This window comes from Amycolatopsis australiensis, assembly GCF_900119165.1.
GTDB lineage: Bacteria > Actinomycetota > Actinomycetes > Mycobacteriales > Pseudonocardiaceae > Amycolatopsis > Amycolatopsis australiensis.
Genome location: NZ_FPJG01000006.1, coordinates 5,221,505 through 5,245,972, shown reverse-complemented (window position 1 = coordinate 5,245,972; position 24,468 = coordinate 5,221,505). Strand labels below are relative to the sequence as shown.

Genomic DNA, 24,468 nt, shown 5'->3' with positions numbered 1-24,468 from the left:
GTTGATCAACCCAGGTTTATCAGTCTAGGTTGACGATCGTGACCGACGAGGAGCTTCTCCAGGCGAGCGCGGACCTGCGCGTCGCCCTGGGCCGGCTGATCCGGCGGCTGCGGCAGGGGTACGTCACCGGTGAGCTGACCCTGCCCGAGCGGTCGGTGCTCTCCCGGCTCGACCGGGAGGGCCCGGCCACCCCCGGCTGCCTCGCCGACCTCGAACGCGTCAAGCCGCAGGCCATGGGCGTGACGCTCGCCGGGCTGGTCGAGCGCGGGCTCGTCGAACGGCGCAAGGACGCCTCCGACGGCCGCAAGGTGCTGATGTCGGTCACCGAGGCCGGGCTCAAGCTGCTCACCGACCGCCGCTCGCGGACCACGCGCCGGATGGCGGCCGCGCTGGCCGAGCAGTTCACCGAGGCCGAGCGGCGCGAGCTCGTCACCGCGATCCCGCTGATCGAGCGGCTGGCGGACCGGCTGTGAGCTACAAGTGGGTCGCGCTGTCGAACACCACGCTCGGCGTGCTGATGTCCGCGCTCGACGGCTCGATCGTCATCATCTCGCTGCCGGCGATCTTCCGCGGCATCGGCCTGGACCCGCTCGCCCCCGGCAACATCGGCTACCTGCTCTGGATGATCCTCGGCTACCTGCTCGTGCAGGCCGTGCTGGTGGTGACGCTCGGGCGGCTCGGCGACATGTTCGGCCGGGTCAAGATGTACAACCTCGGCTTCGTGGTCTTCAGCGCCGCCTCGGTGGCCCTGTCGTTCGACCCGTTCCACGCGGCCGGCGGCGCGCTGTGGCTGATCGGCTGGCGGATCGTGCAGGCCGCCGGCGGATCGATGCTCACCGCGAACTCCGCGGCCATCCTCACCGACGCCTTCCCGGCACGGCAGCGCGGGATGGCGCTGGGCGTCAACCAGATCACCGCGCTGGCCGGGCAGTTCCTCGGCCTGGTCGTCGGCGGGCTGCTGGCCGAGATCGACTGGCGCGCGGTGTTCTGGGTGAGCGTCCCGTTCGGGCTGCTCGGCACGATCTGGTCGATCCGCAGCCTCCGCGAGGTCGGCACGCCGAAGCGCGCGAAAGTCGACTGGGGCGGCAACGTCACCTTCGCCGCCGGGACCGCGTTGCTGCTCGCCGCGATCACCTACGGTATCCAGCCCTACGGCGGCGCCGCCACCGGCTGGGGCAGCCCCTGGGTGCTCGGCGGGATCGCGGCCGGGGTGCTGCTGCTCGTGCTGTTCGGCGTCGTCGAGACGCGGGTGGCGGCGCCGATGTTCCAGCTCGGGCTGTTCCGGATCCGGGCGTTCGCCGCCGGCAACATCGCCGCGCTGCTCACCGCGGTGGCCCGGGGCGGCATGCAGTTCATGCTCATCATCTGGCTGCAGGGCATCTGGCTGCCCCTGCACGGCTACGACTACGAGCGGACACCGCTGTGGGCGGGCATCTACCTGCTGCCGCTGACCGTCGGGTTCCTCGTCGCCGGGCCGGTGTCCGGCTACCTGTCCGACCGGTTCGGGGCCCGGCTGTTCTCGACCGGCGGCCTGCTGCTGGTCGCGGCGGCGTTCCTCGGCCTGCTCGCGCTGCCCGTGGACTTCCCGTATCCGGCCTTCGCCGCGCTGCTCGTCCTCAGCGGGATCGGCCAGGGCATGTTCTCGGCGCCGAACACGTCGGCGATCATGAGCAGCGTGCCGGACGAGCAGCGCGGCGTCGCGTCCGGCATGCGGGCGACGTTCCAGAATTCGGGGACGTCGCTGTCGATCGGCGTGTTCTTCTCGCTCATGATCGCCGGGCTGGCTTCGTCGCTGCCGCAGACGTTGACGAGCGGCCTGCAGGCCCACGGCGTCCCGGCCACCGTGGCGGACGGCGTCGCGCGGCTGCCGCCGGTGAGCACGCTGTTCGCCGCCTTCCTCGGCAGCAACCCGGTCGGGCACCTGCTCGGGCCGGACGTCCTGTCCGGGCTGCCGCCCGCCGACCGGTCGGCGCTCACCGGCGGGGAGTTCTTCCCGCGGCTGGTCTCCGGCCCGTTCCACCACGGCCTGGTGGTCGTGTTCACCGCGGCCACGGTGCTGGCCGTGGCCGCCGCGATGGCGTCCGCTTCGCGCGGCAAGCGGTATTTCCACAACCCCGAGGGATCGAAGGAGCACCGATGACCGACGAGATCGTCGCCGGGACCGTCACCATCACCGGCCACGGCGGGGACGAGCTCGAGGCGTACCTGGCCAAGCCGACCGACACGACCCCGCGCGGCGGCGTCGTGGTGATCCACCACATGCCCGGCTACGACGCGGCGACGAAGGAGATGGTGCGCCGCTTCGCCGTCGAGGGCTACAACGCGCTCTGCCCGAACCTGTACACCCGGGAGGCGCCGGGCGCGGACCCGGACGACGCGGCCGCCACCGTCCGCGCGGCCGGCGGCGTCCCGGACGACCGCCTGGTCGGCGACGTCGCCGGCGCGGCGGACTACCTGCGGGCGCTGGAGAACGCGAACGGCCGGGTAGGTGTCATCGGGCACTGCTCGGGCGGACGTCAGGCGTTCCTGGCCGCCTGCTCGCTGGATCTCGACGCGGCGGTGGACTGCTACGGCGCGTTCGTCGTCAACGAACCGCCGGAGGCCATGAAGCAGATGAAGCCGCTGCTCGGCCTGGCCCCGCAGCTGTCGTGCCCGCTGCTGGGCATCTTCGGCGCCGAGGACCAGTTCCCGAGCCCGGACGAGGTGGCCGTGCTCGCGGCCGAGCTGGAGAAGCTGGGCAAGGAGCACGAGTTCCACACGTACGCGGACGCGGGCCACTCGTTCTTCGCCGTCGACCGCCCGAGCTACCGCCCGGAAGCGGCGAAAGACGGCTGGGAACGGATCCTCGACTTCTACGCCCGCACGCTTTCGGCCTGAAAGGACCCGCTCATGTGCACTTACCTGACCGAGAAGTTCACCCTCGAAGGCAGCGGCAAAGGTGCCCGCGGCTGGTTCCGGCTGAGCGAAGGCACGGTGTACGTCGACCACCCGGTGCACGCGCCGTACGGGCACACGGTGAACATCGACTTCCGCAATCCCGGCTTGGGCGCTTCGGCGCGCGTCGCGCTGGAACTCACGGAAGAGGACGCGCTGGCACTGGCGGACGCGATCCACGCGGCGGTCAAGTCCGCCCCGGCGGGGCTGGCCTCCCGCAACCAGTAGCCGAGTCCGTGGATGTGGCATTCCCGGGCTTTCGCGGGAGTCTCACCTCAGCTGCCGTCCGGCGGCCTGGACGAACGCCGTGAGGATCTCCTGGCTGCGGTGTTCGTGCGCCCGGACCTCGGCGTGGTCGGCCGCGTCGCCGATGGCCGCGATCGGTCCGAACGCGGCGTCGGCGAGGCGGCGGAGTTCCGGGTCTTCGGTGAGCAGCCGGACTTCGAACCGGGCGTGGTCGGCCGCGGCTCCGCACCGGTCCGCCTCGGCGTGCGCGGATTGCGTGTCCGCGCCGCGCTGCTTCAGGAACCACAGCGCGATCACCTTCTGGCGGAGGGTGGTGATCGCGCCGGCGAACGCGGCGTAAGCCGTGATCCTCTCCTGGCGAAGCCGTTCGTCGCGGGCGGCTTTCTCCGCTCGTCGCGCCGTGAGCCGGGCGAAGAGGTACGTCAGCGTGGACCCGGCCAGGGTTCCGCACACCGCGATGACGCTGGTCAGCACTCCGTTCACGGCGTGTAGAGGGCGCCCAGGAACTCCAGCAGGAGCCGTTCGCGCAACGGTGCCGGGGCCGTGGCGAGGAGCGCGTTGACCGGGGCCATCCGCTCCGGCAGCCCGGCGCCGCCGCCGAGGCCGGCCGCCGCCAGCAGGCCCGCGAACTGCTCCGACGTCAGCGTTGCCGGGTCCAGGGCCGCGACGAACTCCGCCACGGCGGCGTCGACGACCACCGGGCCCGCCGCCCGGGCCGCCGCCAGCGACGCGGCCAGATCGGTCAGGAACTCCTTCTCGCTGCCGTGGTTGGCCGCCGTCACCGTGAGGTGCAGGTTCGCCGGGGAGCCCTCGAACGCGAACTGCGGCTGGACGTACCAGCCGCGGGCCTTCATCTCGTCGGCCACCGTGAACAGGTCGAAGCCGTCGTCGCCGGTGAACGCGATCAGCGTCGACACCGGGTCGCCGAGCACCCGCAGCCCCGGCAGTTCCTCGATGCCCGCCCGGATCCGGGACACCGCTTCCCGCGTCGCGGCCGCCAGCCGCAGGTAGCCGTCCTCGCCGAGGTACCGCACCACCGCCCACGCCGCGGCGAGCGGGCCGCCCGAGCGCGTGCTCTGGATCGTCGTGTTCAGCATCGTGTAGCCGGGCCAGGCCGCGCTCGCGAAGTAGTGCGTACGCCGCAACTCGGCCGACGCGTGCAGCAGCACCGACGTGCCCTTCGGGCAGTACGCGTACTTGTGCAGGTCCACCGAAATGCTCGTGACCCCGGGGACGCGGAAGTCGAACGGCGGCACGTCCGCGCCGAGCCGGGCGAAGTACGGCAGCACCCAGCCGCCGATGCAGGCGTCGACGTGCATCCGGACGCCGCGCGCCGAGGCCGCCGCCGCGATCTCGGCGACCGGATCCAGCACGCCGTGGGCGTAGGACGGCGCACCGGCCACCACCAGGACCGTCGAGTCGTCGATCGCCGCCGCCATCGCCGCCGGGTCGGCGCGGAACGTCACCGGGTCGACCGGGACGTCGATCCGGCGGAGCCCGAACAGGTGCGCGGCCTTGTGGAACGCCGCGTGCGCGGTGGTCGGCAGGACGATGGACGGCGACTCGACCGCAGGGTGCGCGTCACGCGCGGCGAGCACCGCCAGCAGGCACGATTCGGTGCCCCCGGACGTCACCGAACCCACCACGCCCGGGACGCCGCCGAGCAGGGCCGAAGCCGCGGAGACGAGGTCGTTCTCCATGCGCAGCAGGCTCGGGAACGCCGTCGGGTCGAGGCCGTTCGCCGGCGACGCGAGCGCGTGCGCCGCCGCGCCGAGGGAGTCCACTTCGGACAGACCGCTGTCGTAGACATAGGCCAGGGTGCGGCCGCCGTGCGTCGGCAGGTCGCCCGCGCGCAGCTCCCGCAGGGCCGCGAGGACGTCCTCAGGCGAGTTCACGGCGCGGCTCCAGCACCGAACGCCGCAGCAGCGGCAGGGCCAGCCCGATGAGGACGCCGGGGATGATCGACGCCCCGACGAGGATGGCGACGATCGCGCTGTGCGGCTGGTTCGCGGTCGCGTCCGTGCTCGACACGTACCCGCCGACGGCGAGGATGAGCGCCCACAGCCCGCCGCCGAAGGCCAGCCCGAGTGTCTCCCCCGCGGTCCACACGCCGGCCGCGATGCCGGCGCGCGTCTCGCCGGTGCGGTCCTCTTCGGCGGTGATCAGGTCCGGCAGGATGGCCAGCGGGAACACCGAGATGCCCGCGTACCCGACGCCGCACAACGCGACGCAGACGAACGAGACGACCAGCGGGATCGACTGCGCGAACACCAGCCCGAGCAGGCCGACCGCGAAGGCCGCGGTGGCCAGGCGGAAGCCGTTGAGCTTGCCGACACGGTCGCCCAGGCGCGGCCACAGCGGCATGGTGACCAGCGCGGGGCCGACGAAGATGACGAACAGGATCGTGCCGTAGCCCTCGTCGCCGAGGATGCGCTGGGCGAAGAACGGGATCGCGGCGAGCACCGTGCCGATGCCGAGTGCCTGGATGAAGTACGTGCCGAGCAGCCAGCGGAACGGCCGCCACGCGGCGAGCGTCCGCACCAGCTCCTTGAGGCTGACGGTGTTGGGCCGCAGCGAGCCGACCGGCGCGTCCTTCAGGCCGAAGTACACCAGCAGCGTCGCGGCCAGCACGATCAGCCCGATCACCACGGCCATCGCCCGGTAGCCCGCGACCCCGCCGATGCCGGCGGTGATCGCCGGGGCGCCCCCGCCGCAGACCAGGATCGTCACGGCCAGCACGCCGATCCGGACGCTGGTGAGCTTCGTGCGCTCGGTCGCCGACTCGGTCAGCTCGGCCGGCAGCGCGTTGAACGGCACCTGGAACAGCGCGTACGCCGTGGCGCAGGCGGCGAACGTGAGCGCCACGTACAGCGCGTCCGGCAGCGGGTTCCCGAAGCCGGGGTGGGCGAACATGGCCGCGAACAGGATCGCGACGCCGATGCCGCCGACGAGCAGGAAACGCCGCCTGCTGCCGGTCTTGAGCAGGTCGGCGTCGGACAGGCGGCCGGCGATCGGGTTGAACAGCACGTCCCAGGCCTTGGGCACGAACACGATCGCCGCGGCCCAGCCCGCCGGCACGGCCATCGTGTCGGTGAGGTATTTGACCAGGACGAGGCCGGGGACCGTGCCGAAGGACCCGGTGACGAAGGAGCCGAGCGAATAGCGGAACCTCGTCCGGCCGGACAGCGTCGCCATGGTCCTCCTCGGAATGCGTACCGGGTGCAGGCCATGAGTATTCGATCTCGGCGCGCACCCGGTAGTGGTCGAGGGGAATCGTGCCATCGTCGTGACCCGGGCCACGGAGCGGCCCGCGCTACCCGATGGCGGCGGCGATCTTCCGCAGGGTCGCCGCGTCCCCGCGCAGCAGCAGCTGGGTCACCACCGTCTCCTCCCAGGCCTGCAGCTCGTCGCGGATCTTCGCCGGCGGCCCGATCAGGGACGTGTCCTCCACCAGCGACGTCGGGATCGCCGCGGCGGCCTCGTCCTTGCGGCCCGCCAGGTACAGCTCCTGCACCTTGTCGGCCACGTCCTCGTAGCCCAGCCGCGCGAAGACGTCGTGGTGGAAGTTCACCGACTTCGCGCCCATCCCGCCGATGTAGAGCGCCAGTGACGGCTTGATCCAGCTCGCCGCCTCCTCGACGTCGTCGTGCACGATCACCGGGACCGAGCAGGGCACCTCGAACGTCTCCAGGGTGTGCCGGGCGCCCGGGCGCGCGAACCCCTCCTCCAGCGCGGCCTGGTAGAACGCGTTGCTCTTCGGCGAGAAGAACAGCGGCAGCCAGCCGTCGCCGATCTCCGCGGCCAGCGCGACGTTCTTCGGGCCCTCGGCGGCCAGGTGGATCGGGATCTCCTTGCGCAGCGGGTGCACGGTCGGCTTCAGCGGCTTGCCGAGCCCGGTCCCGCCCTTGAGCGGCAGCTGGAAGAACTGGCCGTCCAGGGTCACCGGCGCTTCCCGGGCGATCACCTGCCGGACGATGTCGACGTACTCGCGGGTGCGGGCCAGGGGCTTCGGGTACGGCTGCCCGTACCAGCCCTCCACGACCTGCGGGCCGGACGCGCCGAGCCCGAGCACCATCCGCCCGCCCGAGAGGTGGTCGAGGGTCAGCGCGCTCATCGCCGTCGCGGTCGGGGTGCGCGCGGCCATCTGGACGATGTTGGTGCCGAGCCGGATCCGGCTGGTGGACGCGCCGTACCAGGCCAGCGGCGTGAACGCGTCCGAGCCGTAGGCCTCCGCCGTCCACACCGAGTCGAAGCCGAGCTCCTCGGCGGCGAGGACCGCTTCCAGCGCGCCCGGGGTCGGGCCGCTGCCCCAGTACCCGACGTGGAATCCCAGCTTCACGAATGCCTCCTAGACGTTCGGCGCGTAGTGCTCGGGCTTGCCCCGCTCCGGCAGCGGGGGAAGGTTCCTGGGTGGAGTCTCGACCACCGGCGCGTCCGGAGCCACCTCGCCGCGCGCCCGGCGCCAGCCGGCGCGGGCGCGGGGGTGGTAGCGGCGGTCGTGCGGGACGAGCTCGAACAACGCGTTGATCAGCTTCCCGGCCCGGCGGTGCCGGCGCGCGTCCCGCTCGGACCAGCGGAAACCGAGCAGGTCGCGGACCTCGCGGTCGTAGAGGCCGATCGTCAGCCAGACGAAGTTCTTCGCGATCAGCGTGCCGAGCGGGCGCCAGAGCGCGTCGGGCAGCCACGGCAGGAACGGCGGTTTCGCGATCCGGGCGATGTCGAGGACGTCCCGGGTGGCCTTGTTGTCCTCCAGGACCCCGGCGCACATGTGCTTCCAGTAGCGCTGGAAGTCCTCCCAGCTGTCCGGCACCGGCCGCATGGTCATGTCGTACATCCGCCACCACTGGACGTGCTCGTCGAACAGCCGCCGCTTCTCCGCCTCGCCGATGCCGCCCATGAAGTGGTCGGCGATGAGGATCGTGCTGACGAAGAACGTCGCGTGCGCCCAGTAGAAGGTGCCGGGGTCGAGCGCGTGGTAGCGGCGGCCGCGGGCGTCGACGCCCTTGATGCGGTCGTGGTAGCCGCGGACTTCCAGCGCGGTCCGGTGCGCCCGGGGCCCGTCGTAGACCACGCCGCCGATCGGGTAGAGCGAGCGGAACAGGCGCTGCCAGCGTTCCTCGAAGAACCGGGAGTGCTGCTCGACGCCGGCGCCCAGCCCCGGGTGCATGTTCTGCATCGACCCCGCCCAGAGCGCAATGAGCAGCCCGCGCCAGTCGCCGAAGTACTTCCAGGTCAGCGAGTCGGGCCCCAGTGGCTCCGGTGTCCGGGCTGGCATCGCGGCTCCTCGTCGGGTCCGAAACTGACTACGGCTGTTGTCAGGCTAGGATCTGACAACAGATGTAGTCAACCGAGGAGCCACCATGCCGGGCCGCACGTGGGCGGGCACGACCCTGGACGACCGGAAGGCGCTGCGGCGCGCGCAGCTCGTCTCCGCGGGCCTCGAGCTGCTGGGCACCGAAGGCTCGGCCGGGACGAGCGTGCGCGCGGTGTGCCGGCGCGCGAAGCTGACCGAGCGCTACTTCTACGAGAGCTTCGCCGACCGCGAAGAGCTGGTCGCGGCGGTGTACGAGCACGTCGGCGAGCAGGCACGGCAGGCGCTCGTCGACGCGGTCCGGGACGCGCCGGACCCGAGGCTGCGGGCCGAGCACGCCGTGCGCGCGTTCGTCGAGCTGATCGTCGACGACCCCCGCAAGGGCCGGGTGCTGCTGCTCGCGCCGCTGACCGACCCGGCGCTGACCCGCCGCGGGCTGCACCTGCTGCCGGTGTTCGCCGCGCTCGTCGGCGAGCAGCTTTCGCACGGAGACGAGACCGAACGGCGGATGATCGCGATCGGCCTGGTCGGCGCGCTGAGCAACGTCTTCATCGCCTACCTCGACGGCTCGCTGAAAGTGTCGCGCGAGCGGCTCGTCGCGCACTGCGTCAAACTCGTGCTCGGCGCCGACGACCACTGACCTCACCTCCGCTGACCCGGTGACACTGGCGCGGGTGATCGGGCACACTCAACCCATGCGTACCGCTGGCCGGAACGACGGCGCGAGCGGCGACGGCCTGGTCGCCGCCCGGCTCGCCGCGCTGCTGGAAGCCTTCCGGCCGGGTGACGAGCGTCTCGGCGTCTCGGAGCTGGCCCGCCGGACGGGCCTGGCGAAGACGACCGTGCACCGGCTCGTCGGCCACCTCACCGGCACCGGTCTGCTCGAGCGCGAGGACGGCGCGGTGCGGCTGGGGCTGCGGCTGTTCGAAATCGGCCAGCTCGCCTCGCCGCGCCGCGGGCTCGTCGAAGCGGCCCGCCCGTACCTCGCCGACCTGCGCGAGGCGACGCGCAACACCGTGCACCTGGCGATCCTCGAAGGCACCGAGGTCGTCTACCTCGACGTGCTGCGCGGGCCCGACGCGCCGACCCTGCCCTCGCGCATCGGCGGCCGGTTCCCCGCGCACGCCACCGGCGTCGGCAAGGCCATCCTCGCGTTCTCCCCGGAACCGGTGGTGACCAAGGTGATCGACGCCGGGCTGCCCCGGCTGAGCGCCCGGACGATCACCGCGCCGGGACTGCTGCGCCGTCAGCTCACCCGGGTCCGCGAGGAAGGCGTCGCCCTGGAACGCGAGGAATCCGGGGTCGGCGTCGTGTGCGCGGCCAGCCCGCTGCTCGACGCGCGGGGCGTCGCGGTCGCCGCGGTGTCGATTTCCGGCTGGGCCAACCGGATGCGGACCGAACGGGTCGCACCCGCCGTCCGGACGGTGGCGCTCGCGTTGACCCGGACGCTGTCGGCGCCCGCCGCGGACGGCCGGCGCTAGAGCGCCGCGACGTGCCGTTCCGGGTGTGACGGCCGGTGCGGCGCCGGGACGCCGCCCAGGAGGCCGCGCCGGGCGAGTTCGGGGCGGACACCGTCGCCGAACCAGTACGCCTCTTCCAGGTGCGGGTAGCCCGACAGCACGAACTCCGTCACGCCGACACTGTGGTACTCCTCGATCAGGTCCGCGACCTCGCTGTGGCTGCCCACGAGCGCCGTGCCCGCGCCGCCGCGGACCAGGCCGATGCCCGCCCACAGGTTCGTGTGGATCTCCAGCCCGCGGACACCGCCGCCGGTCCGGCCGCCGTGCAGCGCGACCATCCGCTGCTGCCCCACCGACTCGCTCGCCGCCAGCTGTGCCTGCGCCTTCGCGACCTGCTCCGGGCTCAGCGCGGCCAGCAGCTTCCGGGCCTCCGCCCACGCTTCGGCCGACGTGTCGCGGGAGATCGTGTGCAACCGGACGCCGAACCGGACCGGCCGGTCGCCGGCCAGCTCGCGGACCTTGCCGATCTTCTCCGCCACCTGCGCGGGCGGTTCACCCCAGGTCAGGTAGACGTCGGCGTGCTTGGCCGCGACGGGCAGCGCGGCCGCCGACGAGCCGCCGAAGTAGATCGGCGGCACCGGGTCCGGCGCCGCCAGCGTCGTCGCGCCTTCGACCCGGAGGTGTTCGCCGGCGAAGGTGAACGGCTCCCCCGACCAGACCCCGCGCACGATGGTGAGGAACTCGTCCGTGCGGGCGTACCGGGCGTCGTGGTCGTGCCAGTCGCCGAAGCGCCGCTGCTCGACCGCGTCGCCGCCGGTCACGACGTTCAGCAGCACGCGGCCGCCGGACAGGCGCTGGAACGTGCCCGCCATCTGCGCCGCCAGCGTGGGCGAGAGGACGCCGGGGCGGAACGCGACCAGGAACTTCAGCCGGGTCGTCTCGCGGATCAGCGCGGCCGTGGTCAGCCACGCGTCCTCGCACCACGTGCCGGTCGGGGTCAGCACGCCTTCGAAGCCCTGCCGCTCGGCGGCGCGGGCGACCTGGGCCAGGTAGTCCAGGTCGGGGTCGCGCTGGGCCGCCGGCCCCGCGGACCGGTTGGCGTGGAAGCGTTCCACGATCGTGCGGCCGTCGCCGCTGGTGGGCAGGAACCAGTGCAGCCTGATGCTCATCCGTTGCTCCTCGCCTGATCCAGGTCCGCGGCGAACCGCCGGTCGGCGAACGCGGCGAAGTCCACCTTGCCCGGCAGTGTCTTCTCGTCGGTGAACGCGTCCGCGAGCTGCTGTTCGGAGCGCACCACCGAATCGTCCAGCGCGACCGGCAGGTCCCGCCCGGCGTCGACGGCCTTCTGCGCCACCTCGAGCTTCAGCCCGGTCTCCTTCGCCCACGCCTGCGCCCACTCCGCGCGGTGCGTGTCGGCCCACTTCTGCGCCTTGACCACGCGGACGGCGAAATCGCGCAGCGCCGCGTTCCGGCCCGGATCGGCCAGCGCCGCGGTGCTCGCGGTGAGGAAGCCGAGGCCGTTGGAGGCGCCGCGGCCGTCGGCGAGCACCCGGGCGTGCGCTTCCAGCTGGGCCTGCGCGGTGTAGGGGTCCCAGATCGCCCAGGCGTCGATCGTGTGCTGGGTGAACGCGGCGTAGGCCTCCGACGGCTGCAGGAAGCTCAGCTTGACGTCCTTTGTAGACAGTCCGTGGTTGTGCAGCGTGTTCAGCAGCTGCCCGTGCGCCGACGTGCCGTTCGCGACGCCGATGGTCTTGCCCTTCAGCGAAGCGACGTCCCGCAACGGCGAATCGGACGGGACGAGGACGGCCTCCCGCTCGACGTTGCTGCGGGAAGCGCTGATCACCTTGATCTTCGCCTTCGCGGCGGCCGCGAAGATCGGCGGGGTGTTGCCGACGCGGCCGGTGTCGATCGCGCCCGCCGACGCGGCTTCCAGCAGCGGCGGCCCCGAGGTGAACGTCGACCATTCGATCCGGTACGGCGTCCCGGTCAGCTGGCCGGCGGCGGTGAGCAGCGACTTCACGCCACCTTTCTGGTCACCGACCTTGAGCGTCACCTTGGCCAGGTCCGCCGCGCTGACCGGGCCCGGCACGGCCGCCTGGTCCGTGCCCGTCGCCGGGCCGCAGCCGGCCAGCGCGAAGGCCGCCGCGAGGACGGCCGTTGCCTTACGCCACCGCATCTTCGGTCACCCCCAGGTCCGCCAGCACGCGCCGGCGGAGATCGTCGTGGCTGCCGGCCCCGCGCGGCCGGTGCCCGGCCACGATCCGGCCGCCGTCGAGCACCAGGACCCGGCCGGCGAGGCGGAGTGCCTCGTCGACGTCGTGGGTCACCAGCAGCACGCCCGGCCGGTGCCGCCGCCACAGCTCGGCGACGAGCCGGTGCATGGCGAGGCGGGTGAGCGCGTCGAGAGCGCCGAACGGCTCGTCCAGCAGGAGCAGATCGGGTTCGCGCACCAGCGCCCGGGCCAGCGAGACGCGTTGCGCTTCCCCGCCGGACAGCGTGAGCGGCCAGTCGTCGGCGTGCTCGGCCAGGTGGACCTCGCCCAGCGCCTATTCGGCGAGGGCGCGGTTGCGGGACTTCGCGACGCCGTCCTGGCGCAGGCCGAGGACGACGTTGCGCCAGACCTTCCGCCACGGCAGCAGCCGCGGCTGCTGGAACGCGACGGAGACGGTCCCGGACACTTCCGCACGCCCTTCGACGTCGTCGTCGAGGCCGGCGAGCACGCGCAGGAGCGTCGACTTGCCCGAGCCGCTGCGGCCCAGCAGCGCAACGAACTCGCCACGCTCGACGGTCAGGTCGAGTCCGCTCAGGACGGTCCGGTCGCCGAACCGCTTCGTGAGGCCCCGGACCTCGGCTACCGGTTTCGCCACCGCAGCACCTTCCGTTCCAGCAGCCGGACCAGCGCGTCGGTGACCAGGCCGAGCAGGGCGTACAGGACGAGACCGACGACCACGACGTCGGTGCGCAGGAACTCCCGCGCGTTGTTGATCAGGTAGCCGACACCCGCGTCGGCGTTCACGGTTTCGCCGACGATCAGCGCGAGCCACGCCAGGCCCAGCGACTGCCGCAGCCCGACGAGCGCCTGCGGCAGCGCGCCGGGCAGGACGACGTGCCAGAGCCGTTCCGCGCGGCTGAACCCGAGCGCGCGCGAGGCTTCCCCGAGGTCCGGGTCGGCGCCCCGGATTCCCGAGTGGACGTTGAGGTAGAGCGGGAACGCGACCCCGAGGGCGACCAGCACGATCTTGGTTTCTTCGCCGATGCCGAACCAGAGGATGAACAGCGGGATCAGGCCCAGGAACGGCAGCGTGCGCAGCATCTGCACCGGTGGGTCGACCAGTGCCTCGCCCCAGCGCGACAGCCCCGAGACGATGCCGAGCGCCACCCCGGCGACGAGGCCGAGCGCGAAGCCGGCGCCGACGCGGCCGAGCGACACGGCGAACGCGTCACCGAGCTCGCCGCCGCGCGCGGCTTCGACACCGGCCTGCACGACCGTCCACGGTGAACTGAGCTTGTCGGGCGGCAGGGACGCCGGTGGCGCTCGCGGCCTGCCAGGCGGCGACGAGCGCCACCGGGCTGATCCAGCGCCGCAGGTCGAGCCGGCGCACGGGTTTGCGCGGCGGCCCTTCGGCGCGTTTCCGGGCGCGCGTCAGCACACCCGTGGTGGAAATCGACACGGATTTCTCCCGGGGACGGGGAATTGCGGGATTGCGTGCTCCCGAGCTTCGAGCCCCCGCGCGGCGAAGTCAATCCGTGGACGCGCAGTCCCAATCCGTGAACGCTCGTTGCGTCAGCCCCCGAACATGACCTTCCATTCGTCGAGCGAGCGCGGCCGGTAGACGAAGTTCGTGCGTTTCACTTCCGACAGCGCGGCGGACGGCTCGGCCGAATACTGGTGCCCGGGATAGACGACCGGGTCGCCGGGCAGGCCGGCGAGCGCCTGCAGGCTGCGGTAGATCTCCTCGGCGTCCCCGCCGGGGAAGTCGGTGCGGCCGCAGCCTTCCAGGAACAGCGTGTCGCCGGAAACGAGCTTGTCCTCGACGAGGAAGCACTGGCTGCCCGGGGTGTGGCCGGGCGTGTGCAGCAGCCGGATGGGAATGGCACCGACTTCGAGGACGTCGTCGTGGTCGTGCGCGCGCAGGTCGGTGCCGGAGACGCCGGTGACGCGCCGGACCCACTCGGTCTCGGCGCCGTTGACGTGGATGGGCACCGGCCGGATGGCGAGCAGCTCGGCGATCCCGGGCAGCTCGAAGCCGAGCATGGCGCCGCCGACGTGGTCGGGGTGGTGGTGGGTGGCGAGCACGCCGGTGAGCCGCATGCCGTCGTCCTCGAGCACGGTCACGAGGTCCTGCACGGCGTAGGCCGGGTCGACGATCACCGCGTCCCCGGTGTCCCGGTCGCCGATGAGGTAGGCGAAGTTCACCATCTGCGTCGCGACGGGATCGCCGACGGCGAAGTCCCGCCCGGCGAGCAGCTGCCGGAAGTAGAGCCGATCTGCCATGGGCCCAACCCTACGGCGCGGTCTCAGCCCACGGTCAGGACGATCCGCCCGAACACCTCGCCCGCCTGCATCTTGCGGTGCGCCGCCACGGCCTGCTCCAGGGGGAGCACGTCGTGCACGACGGCCGCCGGCTGGCCGCGGGTCGCGGCCGCGAACAGCTCCGCCGTCACCACGCGCCGGTCGGCCAGTGGCACGGTGTCCGCGCTGAAGGTCGCGAACGACAACGACTTGCGGAACGTGCGGAACAGCCGCGCGCCGAAGTCGGCCGGCGGGTCGCCGGCGACCGCGCCGACGGCCACCAGCCGCCCGTTCGGCTTCAGCTTGGCGAAGAACTCGGGCAGGTGCGCGCCGGCGACGACGTCGATGACGACGTCGAACGTGTCCTCGCCCGTGCCCGCGCGGTCCAGCACGTGGGTCGCACCCAGCTCGCGCAGGCGGGCACCCCGCTCGGGCGAGGACGTCGTGACCGCGACCGTGCCCGCGCCGGCCTGGGCGGCGAGCTGCACGGCCATGATCCCGATGCCGCCCGACGCGCCGCGCACCAGCACCGACTCGCCCGGCGCGAAGCGGGCGTGGCGGAGACCGAAGTGGGCCACCACACCGGAGCTGCCGAGCGTGACGGCGTCGACGGCCGACAACGTCTCGGGAAGGGCGACGAGCGACGCGGCCGGGGCGACGGCTTGCTCGCTGTAGCCGCCGCCGACACCGGTGAAGCCCCACACGCGCCGTCCGACCCACGACGGGTCGACGTCGGCGCCGGCCGCCGTCACCGTGCCCGCGACTTCGCCACCGAGGATGTGTCCTTCTTCGAAGCCGTATGCGGCCAGCGCGCCGCTCCGGATGAGCACGTCGACCCCGCCGACGCCGATCGCCTCGGTGGCGAGCACGACCTGCCCGGCGGCGGGCTCGGGGGTGGGCAGGTCGACGACCGCGAGTCCGTCCGGACCGCCGAACTGCTGTATCGCTATCGCTTTCACCGGATCGACGGTAATGGACGCCCCCGTCCACTTGGCTAAAGTGAGAGGGTGCCCGACCGAGTGCCTCACTTGCTGCGGTCCGACGCGCAGGACAACCGCGAGCGCGTCCTGGACGCGGCCCGCGCGTTGTTCGCGACCGAGGGCCTCGACGTGCCGATGCGGGAGATCGCCCGCCGCGCCGGCGTCGGCCCGGCGACGCTCTACCGCCGGTTCCCGACCAAGGAACTCCTGGCCACCGAGGCGTTCGAGGACCAGATGCGCGCCTGCTACGCGATCGTCGACGAAGGTCTCGCCGACCCGGATCCCTGGCACGGCTTCGCCCTGGTCGTCGAGCGGCTCTGCGAGCTGCACGCCCGCGACCGGGGCTTCACCGCGGCGTTCGTGTCGGCGTTCCCGCACGCGCTGGACTTCGCCGCGGACCGCGCGCGGGCGTTGAAGTCGATCGCCGAGCTGATCCGCCGTGCGCAGGACGCCGGCCGGGTGCACCCGGACGTCGTCCTGGACGACGTCATCCTGGTCCTCATGGCCAACAACGGCATCCAGGCCCCGACACCGGCGGCGCGCGTCGCGGCTTCACGGCGCTTCGCCGCGCTCGCGCTCCGCGGATTCCGGGCGTGACACCGCCCATTGGTGCACGCTGCCCTGGTGCAGGGCCGCGTAGGCGCGGTCTCTGAGGATGTTCGCTTCACGGTCGGACAGCGTCGCGCCCAGCGGCCTGAGGACGACGCGGACCAGGAGGTTCTTCTGGTCCCGTGTCGCGCCGAGGCGGGCGCGGGCTTGCGGCGGCAGCCGCGCGCACGGCGTCTCCTGCCGGATCTCGACCGACTCGACGACGTCGGCGTCGTCCCCGAGCGCGGTGCGGACCCGGTCGCCGAGGTCCTCGGCCCGGTCGTCCGCGGCGACGGCGATGGAGAGGTCGCGGCGGACCGGGGGAAGACCCGAAACCGGCCGGTAGGGCGCGAGATCGGTCAGCTGCGCGGCGACGGCGGGATCGGGCGAGCGCAGGAGGCGGATGTCCGGGATGCCCTTGACCAGCATGAGCATCCGGTCGAGGCCCATGCCGAGCGCCAGGCCGGACCAGCGGTGATCGAGCCCCGCGCGGCCGAGCACGGCGGGATGGGCGAGCCCGCACTCGGCGACCTCGACCCATTCGCCGTCGTGGCGCACGTCGAGCTGCGCACCGTCCACAGTGTACGGATGACGGCGGGGTTCGAGCCGCCACTTCCGTCCGGGCAGCAGGGCGCCGAGGAGCAGGGACACCATCTCCTCGAGGTCGGCGCGGCCGGTGCGGGTGCGGGTGACGCGCCAGAGGTCGAGCTGGTGCGGGGTGCCGGTGTGCAGCCGGTCGATGCTGTCGCGGCGGTAGACGAGACCGGGACAGACGAGCAGGACGTCATCGGCGGGATCGGCGGCGAGCGCCCGGAGCGCGGCCGGGACCATGGCGCTGGAGTGGCTGCGCAGAACGTGCCGGGCGTCGACGTAGCGGGTGTAGCGCGCGTCGCGGGTGACGTCGGCGGGGTGGTAGCGGAGGTTGTCGTAGTTGTCGGCGATCGAGACGATCCGGTCCCCGGGCGACCACCGGACGACACAGCGGAGGGTGTCGTGAAGGGCGGCGACGGCCCGCCGGACGACGAGCTGAACGGCATGCGGCCCGGCGCCGGGATCGGTGAGATCACGGACGGCGAGGTCACGGGCGAGCTGGGCGGGGGTGAGTGCGGTGGGCATGACGGAACCTCCGGGATGGGGGGACGGTGACGGGATGCACCCCCTGGCCCGGGAACCCGGTGAGGTTCAGCGCTGGCGGCTCGCTGTCGCGGAAGGGCTCGCCTGGTGAGGCAACGCGGACGGCGGACATGGCACGGAGACCCCGCTGGCACCGGCAAGGGCCAGGGGGCCGGTAAATCGGCGGTACCCCGCGACAACGGCCACGAGTCCAGGTTAAGCAACCTGTCACGCGGTTTACGGCAAACCGGCGGCGAAAGGCTCGGCCCGGCCCCCGGCTGCCTTCGGCCCCGGCCCCGGCAGCCCTTCGGCCCAGCCCCCCTCTCGGCCCCGGCCCCCGGCTGCCTTCGGCCCCGCCCCCGGCAGCCCTTCGGCCCAGCCCCCTCTCCGCCCCGGCCCCGGCAGCCCTTCGGCCCAGCCCCCTCTCCGCCCCGGCCCCGGCAGCCCTTCGGCCCGGCCCCCTCTCCGCCCCGGCCCGGGCTGCCCTTCGGCCACGGCCCCCTCTCCGCCCCGGCCCCGGCAGCCTTTCGGCCCGGCCCCCTCTCCGCCCCGGCCCGGGCTGCCCTTCGGCCACGGCCCCTTCCCCGTGCTCCCCTGCCCGGCCCCCGGCGGCCCCACCCCTCACCTCACTCGCCCACCTCCCCGTCGGCCAGTTCGCGCAGCACGTCCAAATGCCCCACATGCCGCGCAGTCTCCTGAACCACATGCGCGACCACCCACCGCACGGTGAACTCGCCACGCCGCCGGGTGCGGTCGTCCGGCCCCAGCCGGCGCAACGACTTCTCCGCCCGCGCCCACTCCGCCTTGTACGCCGCCACCACCGACGCCGGCGTGTCCTCCGCCGCAACGTCCCAGCTCGGATCCGGCGACCCGGCCCACAACGACGGCAGGTCCGCACCCCCGGCCTCGATCGACAGCCACCACCGCTCCACCGCCGTCAGGTGCTTCACCACCCCCAGCGCGCTCATCCGCGGCGAGGTCGGCAACGGCGTCGCCACCGCCAGCTCGCGGGACAACCCCGCCAGCTTGTTCACCGCCGTCGCTCGCAGGAACTGCAGGAAGTCCAGCTGGAGCCGCCATTCGTCACCCGCCAGGGGGCCTGGCCACTCGCGATGCGTCTTCGAACTCGTGTTCGACATGGCCGCAACGTACCGCACCGGTCCGACAAAATAGAGTGATCGCCATGTGGTGGGGACTCCTGTGCGCCCTCGGCGCGGCAATCGCGTACGGCGTGGCGTCGGTGATGCAGTCGGTGGCGGCCCGGGCGGCCGACACCGGCGCGCAAGGGGTCGACCCGAAACTGCTCGTGCGCGTGCTCGGCCAGTGGAAGTTCGTCCTCGGGCTGTCGCTCGACGTCCTCGGGTTCGTCGCGCAGATCGCCGCCCTGCACGTGCTTCCGCTGTTCGTCGTGCAGGCCGCGCTCGCCGCCAGCCTCGCCGTGACCGCCGTCGCCGCGCGGTTCCTCGGCGTCCGGCTCGGTGCCAGGGAATGGGCGGCCGTCGCCGTCGTGTGCGCCGGGCTCGCGCTCCTCGGCGCGGCCGCCGAGAGCGAGGGTTCCGCTCCGGTCGGGCTGGGCTTCCGGCTCGGGCTGATCGGCGCGGTCGCCGTGCTGGCCGTCGCCGGCGTCGCCGCGGGCAAGGCGAACCGCCGGGTGCGGACGCCCGCGCTCGGGCTCGTCGCCGGGCTCAGCTTCGGCGTCGTCGCGATCGCCGGGCGGATCATCCCGAGCCTGGCCCCGCTGGACCTGCTCACCGACCCGGCCACCTACACCGTCGCCGTGGCGGGCGGCATGGCGATGCTGTTCTACGCGACGGCGCTGCAACGCGGCAGCGTCACCACGTCGACCGCGATGATGGTGCTCGGCGAGACGGTGTTCCCTTCGCTGGTCGGCGTCCTCGTCCTCGGCGACCGGACGCGGCCCGGGTTCGCGGTCGCCGCCGTCGCCGGGTTCGCCCTCGCGGTGGCCGCCGCGCTCGCACTGGCGCGCTTCGGGGAACCGGCGACGGACCGAAGTGAGACGAAGCCGACCACGCTCCCGTAACTCCTTTACTTAGACTAGCCTTACCTATCCCACGACAGGACAGGGAGGCGCGGGTGCGCACGACCGGACGGGAAGTCCTCCGCCGCTCGATCACCGGGCAACGCCGTCCGGTCGCCCTCGCGGCGCTGCTGACCGCGTGCCACCAGGGCGGCGAGGCGCTGGTGCCGGTGGTGATCGGCGTGGTGATCGACCAGGCCGTCGCGGGCGGCTCGGCGGGCACCCTGCTGCTGTGGCTCGCGGTGCTGGGCGTGCTCTTCGCCGCGCTGTCGACCAGCTACCGCCTCGGCGCCCGGTTCGGCGAGCGCGCCGCCGAGCGGGCGGCCCACGACCTGCGCCTCGACGTCGGACGCCGCGTGCTGCACCCCGGCGGCGGTGCCGAAGCCGGCAACCTCGCGGGCGAGCTGGTGAGCATCGGGACGTCGGACGCGAAGCGCGTCGGCCAGGTCAACGGCGTCCTGCCGTTCGGGGCCGCGGGCCTGGCCGGGCTGCTGGTCAGCGCCGTCGTGCTGCTCACCATGAGCGTCCCGCTCGGCCTGCTGGTCCTGCTCGGCACGCCGCCGGTGCTGTACCTGGCGCACCTGGTCGGCAAGCCCCTCGAACGCCGCAGCGAGGCCGAGCAGGAACGGTCCGCCTTCGCCTCGGGCGTCGCGACCGACCTCGTCGCGGGGCTGCGCGTGCTCAAAGGCATCGGCGCCGAACGGGCCGCCGTCGACCGCTACCGCCGGACCAGCCAGGACTCGCTGCGCGCGACCCTGCGTGCCGCGCGGGCCCAGGCCTGGCACAACGGCGCGCTCCTCGCGCTGACCGGCATCTTCATCGCCGTGGTCGCGCTCGTCGGCGGCACCCTCGCGGCCGACGGCGCCATCAGCGTCGGCGACCTCGTCGCCGCGGTCGGGCTCGCCCAGTACCTGATCACGCCGTTCACGATCTTCTCCTGGGTCAACGGCGAACTCGCCCAGGGCCGCGCGTCGGCCGCCCGCATCGCGGACGTCCTGAACGCACCGCCCGCCGTCGGCACCGGGCACGCCACGCTGCCCGCCCGGCCGGCCGGGCACGTGCGGCTGTCCTCGCTTCGCCGCGGCGCCCTGCGCGACGTCGGGTTCGAAGCCCGCCCCGGCGAGCTGCTCGGGGTGGTCGCCACCGATCCGGCCGCCGCGACCGATCTGCTCGACTGCCTCGGCCGCGCCGCCGATCCCGTGGCGGGTTCGGTGTCGGTCGACTCGGGCGATCTGTCCACTGTGGACCCAGACCGGGTTCGCGAGGTGGTGCTGGTCGCCGCGCACGACGCGGACCTGTTCGCCGGCACCGTCGAAGCGAACGTCGGTTCCGGGCCGCGCGCGGCGGAGGCGATGGCCGCGGCCGCCGTCGACGAAGTCGCCGCCGCCCTTCCCGACGGCGTCGCGACCGCTGTCAGCGAACGCGGCCGGTCGCTCTCCGGCGGCCAGCGCCAGCGGGTCGCCCTGGCCCGCGCGCTGTCCGCCGACGCGCCGGTGCTCGTGCTGCACGATCCGACGACCGCCGTCGACACCGTCACCGAGGCCCGGATCGCCGCCGGCCTGGCCGAGCTGCGGCGCGGCCGCACCACGATCCTCGTCACCACCAGCCCGGCCCTGCTCGCGGCGGCCGATCGCGTCGTCCTCCTCGACGACGGGCGGATAGCGGGCGAAGGCAGCCACGCCGACCTCGCGGTCCGTGCCGACTACCGGGCGGCGGTGCTGTCGTGACCCGCGAACTCCTGCCCGTCGCCGACGGGCGCCGGATCCGTGCCGTCGTCGGCGAGCTGGCCGCCCGGTCGAAAGGCCGGGCCGCGGCCGCGTTCACGACGCTGGTGGCGGCCACCGCGATCGGCCTGCTCACCGCTCCCCTGCTCGGCCGGGTCGTCGACCTCGCGGCGACCCGGCACCCGGCGGCCGAGCTGATCACGCCGGTCGCCGGGCTGGTGCTCGTCGCGGCGGGACAGGCCGTCGCGACGGCGATCGGCGTGTCCCTGGTGGCCCGGCTGGGCGAGACGATCCTCGCCGAGCTGCGGGAACGCTTCGTCGAGCGGGCCCTCGGCCTGCCGCTCGAACAGCTGGAGCGCGCCGGGTCCGGCGACCTCACCGCCCGCGTGACGAACGACGTCTCGGTGGTCGCCGAGGCCGTCCGGCAGGCGCTGCCCGAGCTGGGCCGGTCCGTGCTGACCGTGCTGCTCACGCTGGGCGCGCTGGCCGTGCTCGACTGGCGGTTCCTGCTGGCCGCGCTGGTCGCCGTGCCGATCCAGCTGTGGACCGTGCGGTGGTACGTGCCGCGCGCGAAGCCGTTGTACGCCGCGCAGCGGGAAGCCGTCGGCGCGCAACAGCAGCAGCTTCTCGACACGATCGGCGGCGCCAAGACCGTCCGGGCCTTCCGGCTGGCGGAACCGCACCTGGACCGGGTGCGGAAGCGGTCCGGCGCGGCCCTCGAGCTGGCGCTGCGCGGGATCCGGCTGGTGACGCGGTTCTACGCGCGGCTCAACCTGGCCGAGTTCGCCGGGCTGTCGGCCGTGCTGGCCACGGGGTTCGTGCTGGTCGGCACGGACGCGGTGACGGTCGGCGTGGCGACGGCCGCGGCGCTGTACTTCCACAGCCTGTTCGGCCCGATCACCACGGCGCTGGCGCTGGTCGACGACGCGCAGGCAGCCGCGGCGAGCCTCGCGCGGCTGATCGGCGTCGCCGACCTGCCCGTCGACCCGTCGCCGTCGCGGCCGGCACGGCCCGTCGACGCGTCCGTCAAGACGGCGGCGGCCGGCTACTCCTATGTGGACGGTCATCCGGTGCTGCGCGGCATCGACCTCGACGTGGCACCCGGCGAGCGGGTGGCGCTGGTCGGGGCCAGCGGCGCCGGGAAGACGACGCTGGCCAAGCTGATCGCCGGGATCCACCGCGCCGACCCGGGTTCGGTCACCCTCGGCGGCGTCCCGCTGGACGAGCTGGGCCCGGAGGCCACGCGCCGGACGGTCGCGCTCATCAGCCAGGAGGTCCACGTCTTCACGGGCCCGCTGGCGGAGGACCTGCGGCTCGCCCGGCCGTCGGCGACGGACGCGCGGCTGCGCGAGGCACTGGCGAAGGTCGGCGCGCTGTCCTGGGTGGACGGTCTGCCGGACGGCCTGGCCACGGTGGTCGGCGAAGGCGGCCACCGGCTGACGGTGACGCAGACCCAGCAGCTCGCCCTGGCCCGGCTGGTGCTGGCGGACCCGCCGATCGCGATCCTCGACGAAGCCACCGCGGAAGCGGGCAGCGCGGGCGCGCGGGTCCTGGAGTCGGCGGCCGCCGCGGCCCTGGAAGGCCGCACGGCGCTGGTGGTCGCGCACCGCCTGACCCAGGCGGCGGCGGCGGACCGGATCGTGGTGCTCGACGCGGGCACGGTGGCCGAGTCCGGCACCCACGACGACCTCGTCGCGGCGGGCGGCCGGTACGCGAAGCTGTGGGCGGCCTGGTCGGGCCAGCGCGCCTGACGCCGCGGCGACTCCACGCGTGCTGCGAAACGACGGCGCGCCGGGAGCCGCGTGGCTCCCGGCGCGCCGGATGCGGAAGGTCAGGCGTCCATGGCGTCGGCCAGGGACTTCGGGCGCATGTCCGTCCAGTTCGCTTCCACGTGGTCCAGGCACTCCTGGCGGCCCGCCGGGCCGTAGGCGGCCGTCCAGCCGGCCGGGACGTCGATCGACGACGGCCACAGGCTGTGCTGGTTCTCGGCGTTGACCAGGACCAGATACGTCCCGGACGGGTCTTCGAACGGGTTGGTCATGCCAGGCCTCCTCAGGCGGTGATGTCCGTGCGGGCGCCCGTGACGACCTCGGCCAGCTTCCGGATGACCGGGGCCGCGAGCACCGGGTTGAACCGGGGTTCGGTCGACCAGTCGGCGAGCTGGCCGGCCCGGACCGCGGGCAGCTGCGCCCACGTCGGGAACTGCGCCATCTGCTGACGCGACAACGCATACGTGCGGCTGTCGGTGAGGATCAGGTCGGCCGGGTACTTGCCGGCCTGCTCCCAGCTGAGCGTCTCGAAGTAGTCGTCCGAGCCGCCGCCGTTGACGATGTCCAGGCCCAGGTCGCGGTAGTACGCCAGGTCCGCGAAGAACTCCGGCTTGCAGACGTAGAGGCTGTCCTTGTCGCTGGACACCACGAGCACCTTCAGGCCGGGCTTCGCCTTGATCGCCGCCTTCAGGTCGTCGGACGCCTTCCGGAAGTCTTCCTTGCCCTTCTTGATGACATCCGAGTTCGCGTCGCCGCCCAGGGCCACCGCGAGCTGCTCGTAGCGCTCGATCACCTTGGGCAGCGTGACCTTGTATTCCGACAGCGCGACGATCGGCGCGATCGGCTGCACCTTCGGGCCGAGGTCGTCCTTGAGCACCCACAGGTCGGTCGGCTTGGCGCCGGTGAGGCCGGTGACCACCAGGTCCGGCTTGGTGGCGGCGAACTTCTCCATGCTGAAGTCGTCCCAGGCGTTCCCGATCGACGTGACGGCGTTCAGGTCGATGTTGCCCGCCTGGATCTCCTTCTTGCCGTCGGCCGTCTTCTGCGGGCCGAACACGCCGACCGGGCGGACGCCGTAGTCCCACAGCGCGGCGGCGGAGCTGACGTAGGCGACGACCCGCGCCGGACGCTGCTCGCGCGCGGCCTGCCGGCCCCGGTCGTCGGTGAACTCCCACGGACCGGACGCCGCGGGCCCCGAAGCTCCGCCACTGCCGCACGCGGTCAGCGCGGCGGTCGCCGCGAGGCCGCCCGCCCCGATCAGGAATCCGCGCCGGCTGAGCCCGGCAGCGCCTTGGAACACGGACATGAGCACCTCTCGCCGAAGTTTAGGATAGGCACACCTTATTTAGGGCAGCCTGCGGAAAGCAACTGTGTCAGCGCCCACCCGGCCGGAAAGCTGCGCCTCGGCGCCGGGCACCGGCTCGGCCGGGTCGTGTCCCAGGTGGACCTGCCGGTTGCGGCCGTCCACGTGCACCACCCGCGGCCGGTGCGCCGCGCGCTCGGACTCGGCCACCTGGGCGTAGGTGATGATGATGACGAGGTCGCCGGGGTGCACGAGGTGCGCGGCCGCGCCGTTGACGCCGATGACGCCGGAGCCCGCTTCGCCGGTGATGGCGTAGGTCTCCAGCCGGGCGCCGTTGGTGACGTCGACGACCTGGACCTGCTCGCCTTCGACGATGTCCGCGGCGGCCATCAGGTCCGCGTCGATGGTCAGCGAGCCGACGTAGTGCAGGTCCGCCTGGGTGACGGTGGCGCGGTGGATCTTGGCGTTCATCAGGGTGCGGTACACGGT

Annotated in this window: 24 protein-coding genes and 2 pseudogenes; 10 read left to right on the top strand and 16 right to left on the bottom strand. The window is 73.2% G+C overall.

Translation table 11 applies throughout. From position 1 onward, the window contains the following. The first annotated feature begins 38 nt into the window (after positions 1-38). From BT341_RS25825 to BT341_RS25810, 4 genes are read left to right on the top strand one after another with little or no spacing between them, the layout of a single operon-like run. The gene (locus BT341_RS25825) at positions 39-473 is read left to right on the top strand and encodes a MarR family winged helix-turn-helix transcriptional regulator (RefSeq protein ID WP_072482178.1); all 435 of its coding nucleotides are present in this window, start codon (positions 39-41) and stop codon (positions 471-473) included. Further along, complete coding sequence (locus BT341_RS25820; protein ID WP_072478738.1) at positions 470-2,140, top strand: MFS transporter; 1,671 nt, start codon at positions 470-472, stop codon at positions 2,138-2,140. Before BT341_RS25825 ends, BT341_RS25820 begins: the two co-directional genes overlap by 4 nt. Beyond that, positions 2,137-2,877, top strand: a complete 741-nt coding sequence (locus BT341_RS25815; protein ID WP_072478737.1) for a dienelactone hydrolase family protein — start codon at positions 2,137-2,139, stop codon at positions 2,875-2,877. Before BT341_RS25820 ends, BT341_RS25815 begins: the two co-directional genes overlap by 4 nt. 12 nt (positions 2,878-2,889) lie before the next feature. Further along, on the top strand, positions 2,890-3,162 hold the full coding sequence (locus BT341_RS25810; RefSeq protein ID WP_072478736.1) for a DUF6295 family protein: 273 nt from the start codon (positions 2,890-2,892) through the stop codon (positions 3,160-3,162). Between the two features lie 42 nt (positions 3,163-3,204). Here the strand turns inward: BT341_RS25810 and BT341_RS25805 are convergent, their stop codons facing one another. The 5 genes from BT341_RS25805 to BT341_RS25785 form a co-directional block, all read right to left on the bottom strand. Further along, the gene (locus BT341_RS25805) at positions 3,205-3,663 is read right to left on the bottom strand and encodes a hypothetical protein (RefSeq protein ID WP_072478735.1); all 459 of its coding nucleotides are present in this window, start codon (positions 3,661-3,663) and stop codon (positions 3,205-3,207) included. After that, positions 3,660-5,075 carry a pyridoxal phosphate-dependent decarboxylase family protein gene (locus BT341_RS25800; protein ID WP_072478734.1) on the bottom strand — a complete coding sequence of 472 codons (1,416 nt, stop codon included), beginning with the start codon at positions 5,073-5,075 and terminating at the stop codon, positions 3,660-3,662. Before BT341_RS25800 ends, BT341_RS25805 begins: the two co-directional genes overlap by 4 nt. Next, positions 5,062-6,375: an MFS transporter gene (locus BT341_RS25795; RefSeq protein WP_072478733.1), complete on the bottom strand. Its 1,314-nt coding sequence runs from the start codon at positions 6,373-6,375 to the stop codon at positions 5,062-5,064. The genes BT341_RS25800 and BT341_RS25795 overlap by 14 nt, the downstream gene beginning before the upstream one ends. Before the next feature lie 118 nt (positions 6,376-6,493). Continuing rightward, the gene (locus BT341_RS25790) at positions 6,494-7,519 is read right to left on the bottom strand and encodes an LLM class F420-dependent oxidoreductase (protein WP_072478732.1); all 1,026 of its coding nucleotides are present in this window, start codon (positions 7,517-7,519) and stop codon (positions 6,494-6,496) included. Between the two features lie 9 nt (positions 7,520-7,528). After that, complete coding sequence (locus BT341_RS25785) at positions 7,529-8,455, bottom strand: oxygenase MpaB family protein (RefSeq protein WP_072478731.1); 927 nt, start codon at positions 8,453-8,455, stop codon at positions 7,529-7,531. A gap of 85 nt (positions 8,456-8,540) precedes the next feature. On the opposite strand from BT341_RS25785, the gene BT341_RS25780 reads away from it, so the two are divergent. Together BT341_RS25780 and BT341_RS25775 are read left to right on the top strand one after the other, a co-directional pair. After that, the gene (locus BT341_RS25780) at positions 8,541-9,131 is read left to right on the top strand and encodes a TetR/AcrR family transcriptional regulator (RefSeq protein WP_072478730.1); all 591 of its coding nucleotides are present in this window, start codon (positions 8,541-8,543) and stop codon (positions 9,129-9,131) included. 55 nt (positions 9,132-9,186) lie between these two features. After that, on the top strand, positions 9,187-9,972 hold the full coding sequence (locus tag BT341_RS25775; protein ID WP_072478729.1) for an IclR family transcriptional regulator: 786 nt from the start codon (positions 9,187-9,189) through the stop codon (positions 9,970-9,972). Here BT341_RS25775 and BT341_RS25770 read toward each other — a convergent pair. The 6 genes and pseudogenes from BT341_RS25770 to BT341_RS25745 all read right to left on the bottom strand — a co-directional run bounded on the left by BT341_RS25770 (position 9,969) and on the right by BT341_RS25745 (position 15,423). Then, positions 9,969-11,120, bottom strand: coding sequence for an LLM class flavin-dependent oxidoreductase (locus BT341_RS25770; RefSeq protein ID WP_072478728.1), 1,152 nt, complete (start codon positions 11,118-11,120; stop codon positions 9,969-9,971). The genes BT341_RS25775 and BT341_RS25770 overlap by 4 nt on opposite strands. Then, positions 11,117-12,127: an ABC transporter substrate-binding protein gene (locus tag BT341_RS25765; protein ID WP_072478727.1), complete on the bottom strand. Its 1,011-nt coding sequence runs from the start codon at positions 12,125-12,127 to the stop codon at positions 11,117-11,119. Before BT341_RS25765 ends, BT341_RS25770 begins: the two co-directional genes overlap by 4 nt. Beyond that, a pseudogene (locus BT341_RS25760) lies at positions 12,114-12,818 on the bottom strand (ABC transporter ATP-binding protein). Before BT341_RS25760 ends, BT341_RS25765 begins: the two are co-directional and overlap by 14 nt. Then, positions 12,803-13,622: pseudogene (locus BT341_RS25755) on the bottom strand (ABC transporter permease). Before BT341_RS25755 ends, BT341_RS25760 begins: the two co-directional pseudogenes overlap by 16 nt. Before the next feature lie 113 nt (positions 13,623-13,735). Then, positions 13,736-14,446 (bottom strand): MBL fold metallo-hydrolase, encoded by a 711-nt coding sequence (locus BT341_RS25750; RefSeq protein WP_072478726.1) that lies wholly within the window; start codon positions 14,444-14,446, stop codon positions 13,736-13,738. Between the two features lie 23 nt (positions 14,447-14,469). After that, positions 14,470-15,423, bottom strand: a complete 954-nt coding sequence (locus BT341_RS25745) for a zinc-binding dehydrogenase (RefSeq protein WP_072478725.1) — start codon at positions 15,421-15,423, stop codon at positions 14,470-14,472. Between the two features lie 60 nt (positions 15,424-15,483). On the opposite strand from BT341_RS25745, the gene BT341_RS25740 reads away from it, so the two are divergent. Next, the gene (locus BT341_RS25740) at positions 15,484-16,041 is read left to right on the top strand and encodes a TetR/AcrR family transcriptional regulator (protein WP_245805103.1); all 558 of its coding nucleotides are present in this window, start codon (positions 15,484-15,486) and stop codon (positions 16,039-16,041) included. Here the strand turns inward: BT341_RS25740 and srmL are convergent. After that, the gene (gene srmL, locus BT341_RS25735) at positions 15,997-17,148 is read right to left on the bottom strand and encodes a PheS-related mystery ligase SrmL (protein WP_072478723.1); all 1,152 of its coding nucleotides are present in this window, start codon (positions 17,146-17,148) and stop codon (positions 15,997-15,999) included. The two genes, BT341_RS25740 and srmL, sit on opposite strands and share 45 nt — an antisense overlap. A 623-nt stretch (positions 17,149-17,771) precedes the next feature. Then, complete coding sequence (locus BT341_RS25730) at positions 17,772-18,284, bottom strand: DinB family protein (protein WP_072478722.1); 513 nt, start codon at positions 18,282-18,284, stop codon at positions 17,772-17,774. Positions 18,285-18,328: 44 nt separating this feature from the next. Between BT341_RS25730 and BT341_RS25725 the strand changes: the two genes are divergently transcribed. From BT341_RS25725 to BT341_RS25715, 3 genes are read left to right on the top strand one after another with little or no spacing between them, the layout of a single operon-like run. Beyond that, complete coding sequence (locus BT341_RS25725; protein ID WP_072482177.1) at positions 18,329-19,186, top strand: DMT family protein; 858 nt, start codon at positions 18,329-18,331, stop codon at positions 19,184-19,186. Positions 19,187-19,239: 53 nt separating this feature from the next. After that, positions 19,240-20,910 (top strand): ABC transporter ATP-binding protein, encoded by a 1,671-nt coding sequence (locus BT341_RS25720; protein WP_072478721.1) that lies wholly within the window; start codon positions 19,240-19,242, stop codon positions 20,908-20,910. Beyond that, positions 20,907-22,658 carry an ABC transporter ATP-binding protein gene (locus tag BT341_RS25715; protein ID WP_072478720.1) on the top strand — a complete coding sequence of 584 codons (1,752 nt, stop codon included), beginning with the start codon at positions 20,907-20,909 and terminating at the stop codon, positions 22,656-22,658. The genes BT341_RS25720 and BT341_RS25715 overlap by 4 nt, the downstream gene beginning before the upstream one ends. Before the next feature lie 80 nt (positions 22,659-22,738). Here the strand turns inward: BT341_RS25715 and BT341_RS25710 are convergent, their stop codons facing one another. Genes BT341_RS25710 through panD form a run of 3 tightly spaced genes read right to left on the bottom strand, consistent with a single transcriptional unit; the run spans position 22,739 to position 24,465 of the window. Next, entirely contained in the window at positions 22,739-22,948 is a 210-nt protein-coding gene (locus tag BT341_RS25710; RefSeq protein ID WP_072478719.1) for an MbtH family protein, read from the bottom strand. An 11-nt stretch (positions 22,949-22,959) separates the two neighbouring features. Then, the gene (locus BT341_RS25705; RefSeq protein WP_072478718.1) at positions 22,960-23,982 is read right to left on the bottom strand and encodes an ABC transporter substrate-binding protein; all 1,023 of its coding nucleotides are present in this window, start codon (positions 23,980-23,982) and stop codon (positions 22,960-22,962) included. Between the two features lie 39 nt (positions 23,983-24,021). Then, positions 24,022-24,465: an aspartate 1-decarboxylase gene (panD, locus tag BT341_RS25700; protein WP_072478717.1), complete on the bottom strand. Its 444-nt coding sequence runs from the start codon at positions 24,463-24,465 to the stop codon at positions 24,022-24,024. Between the last annotated feature and the right edge of the window lie 3 nt (positions 24,466-24,468).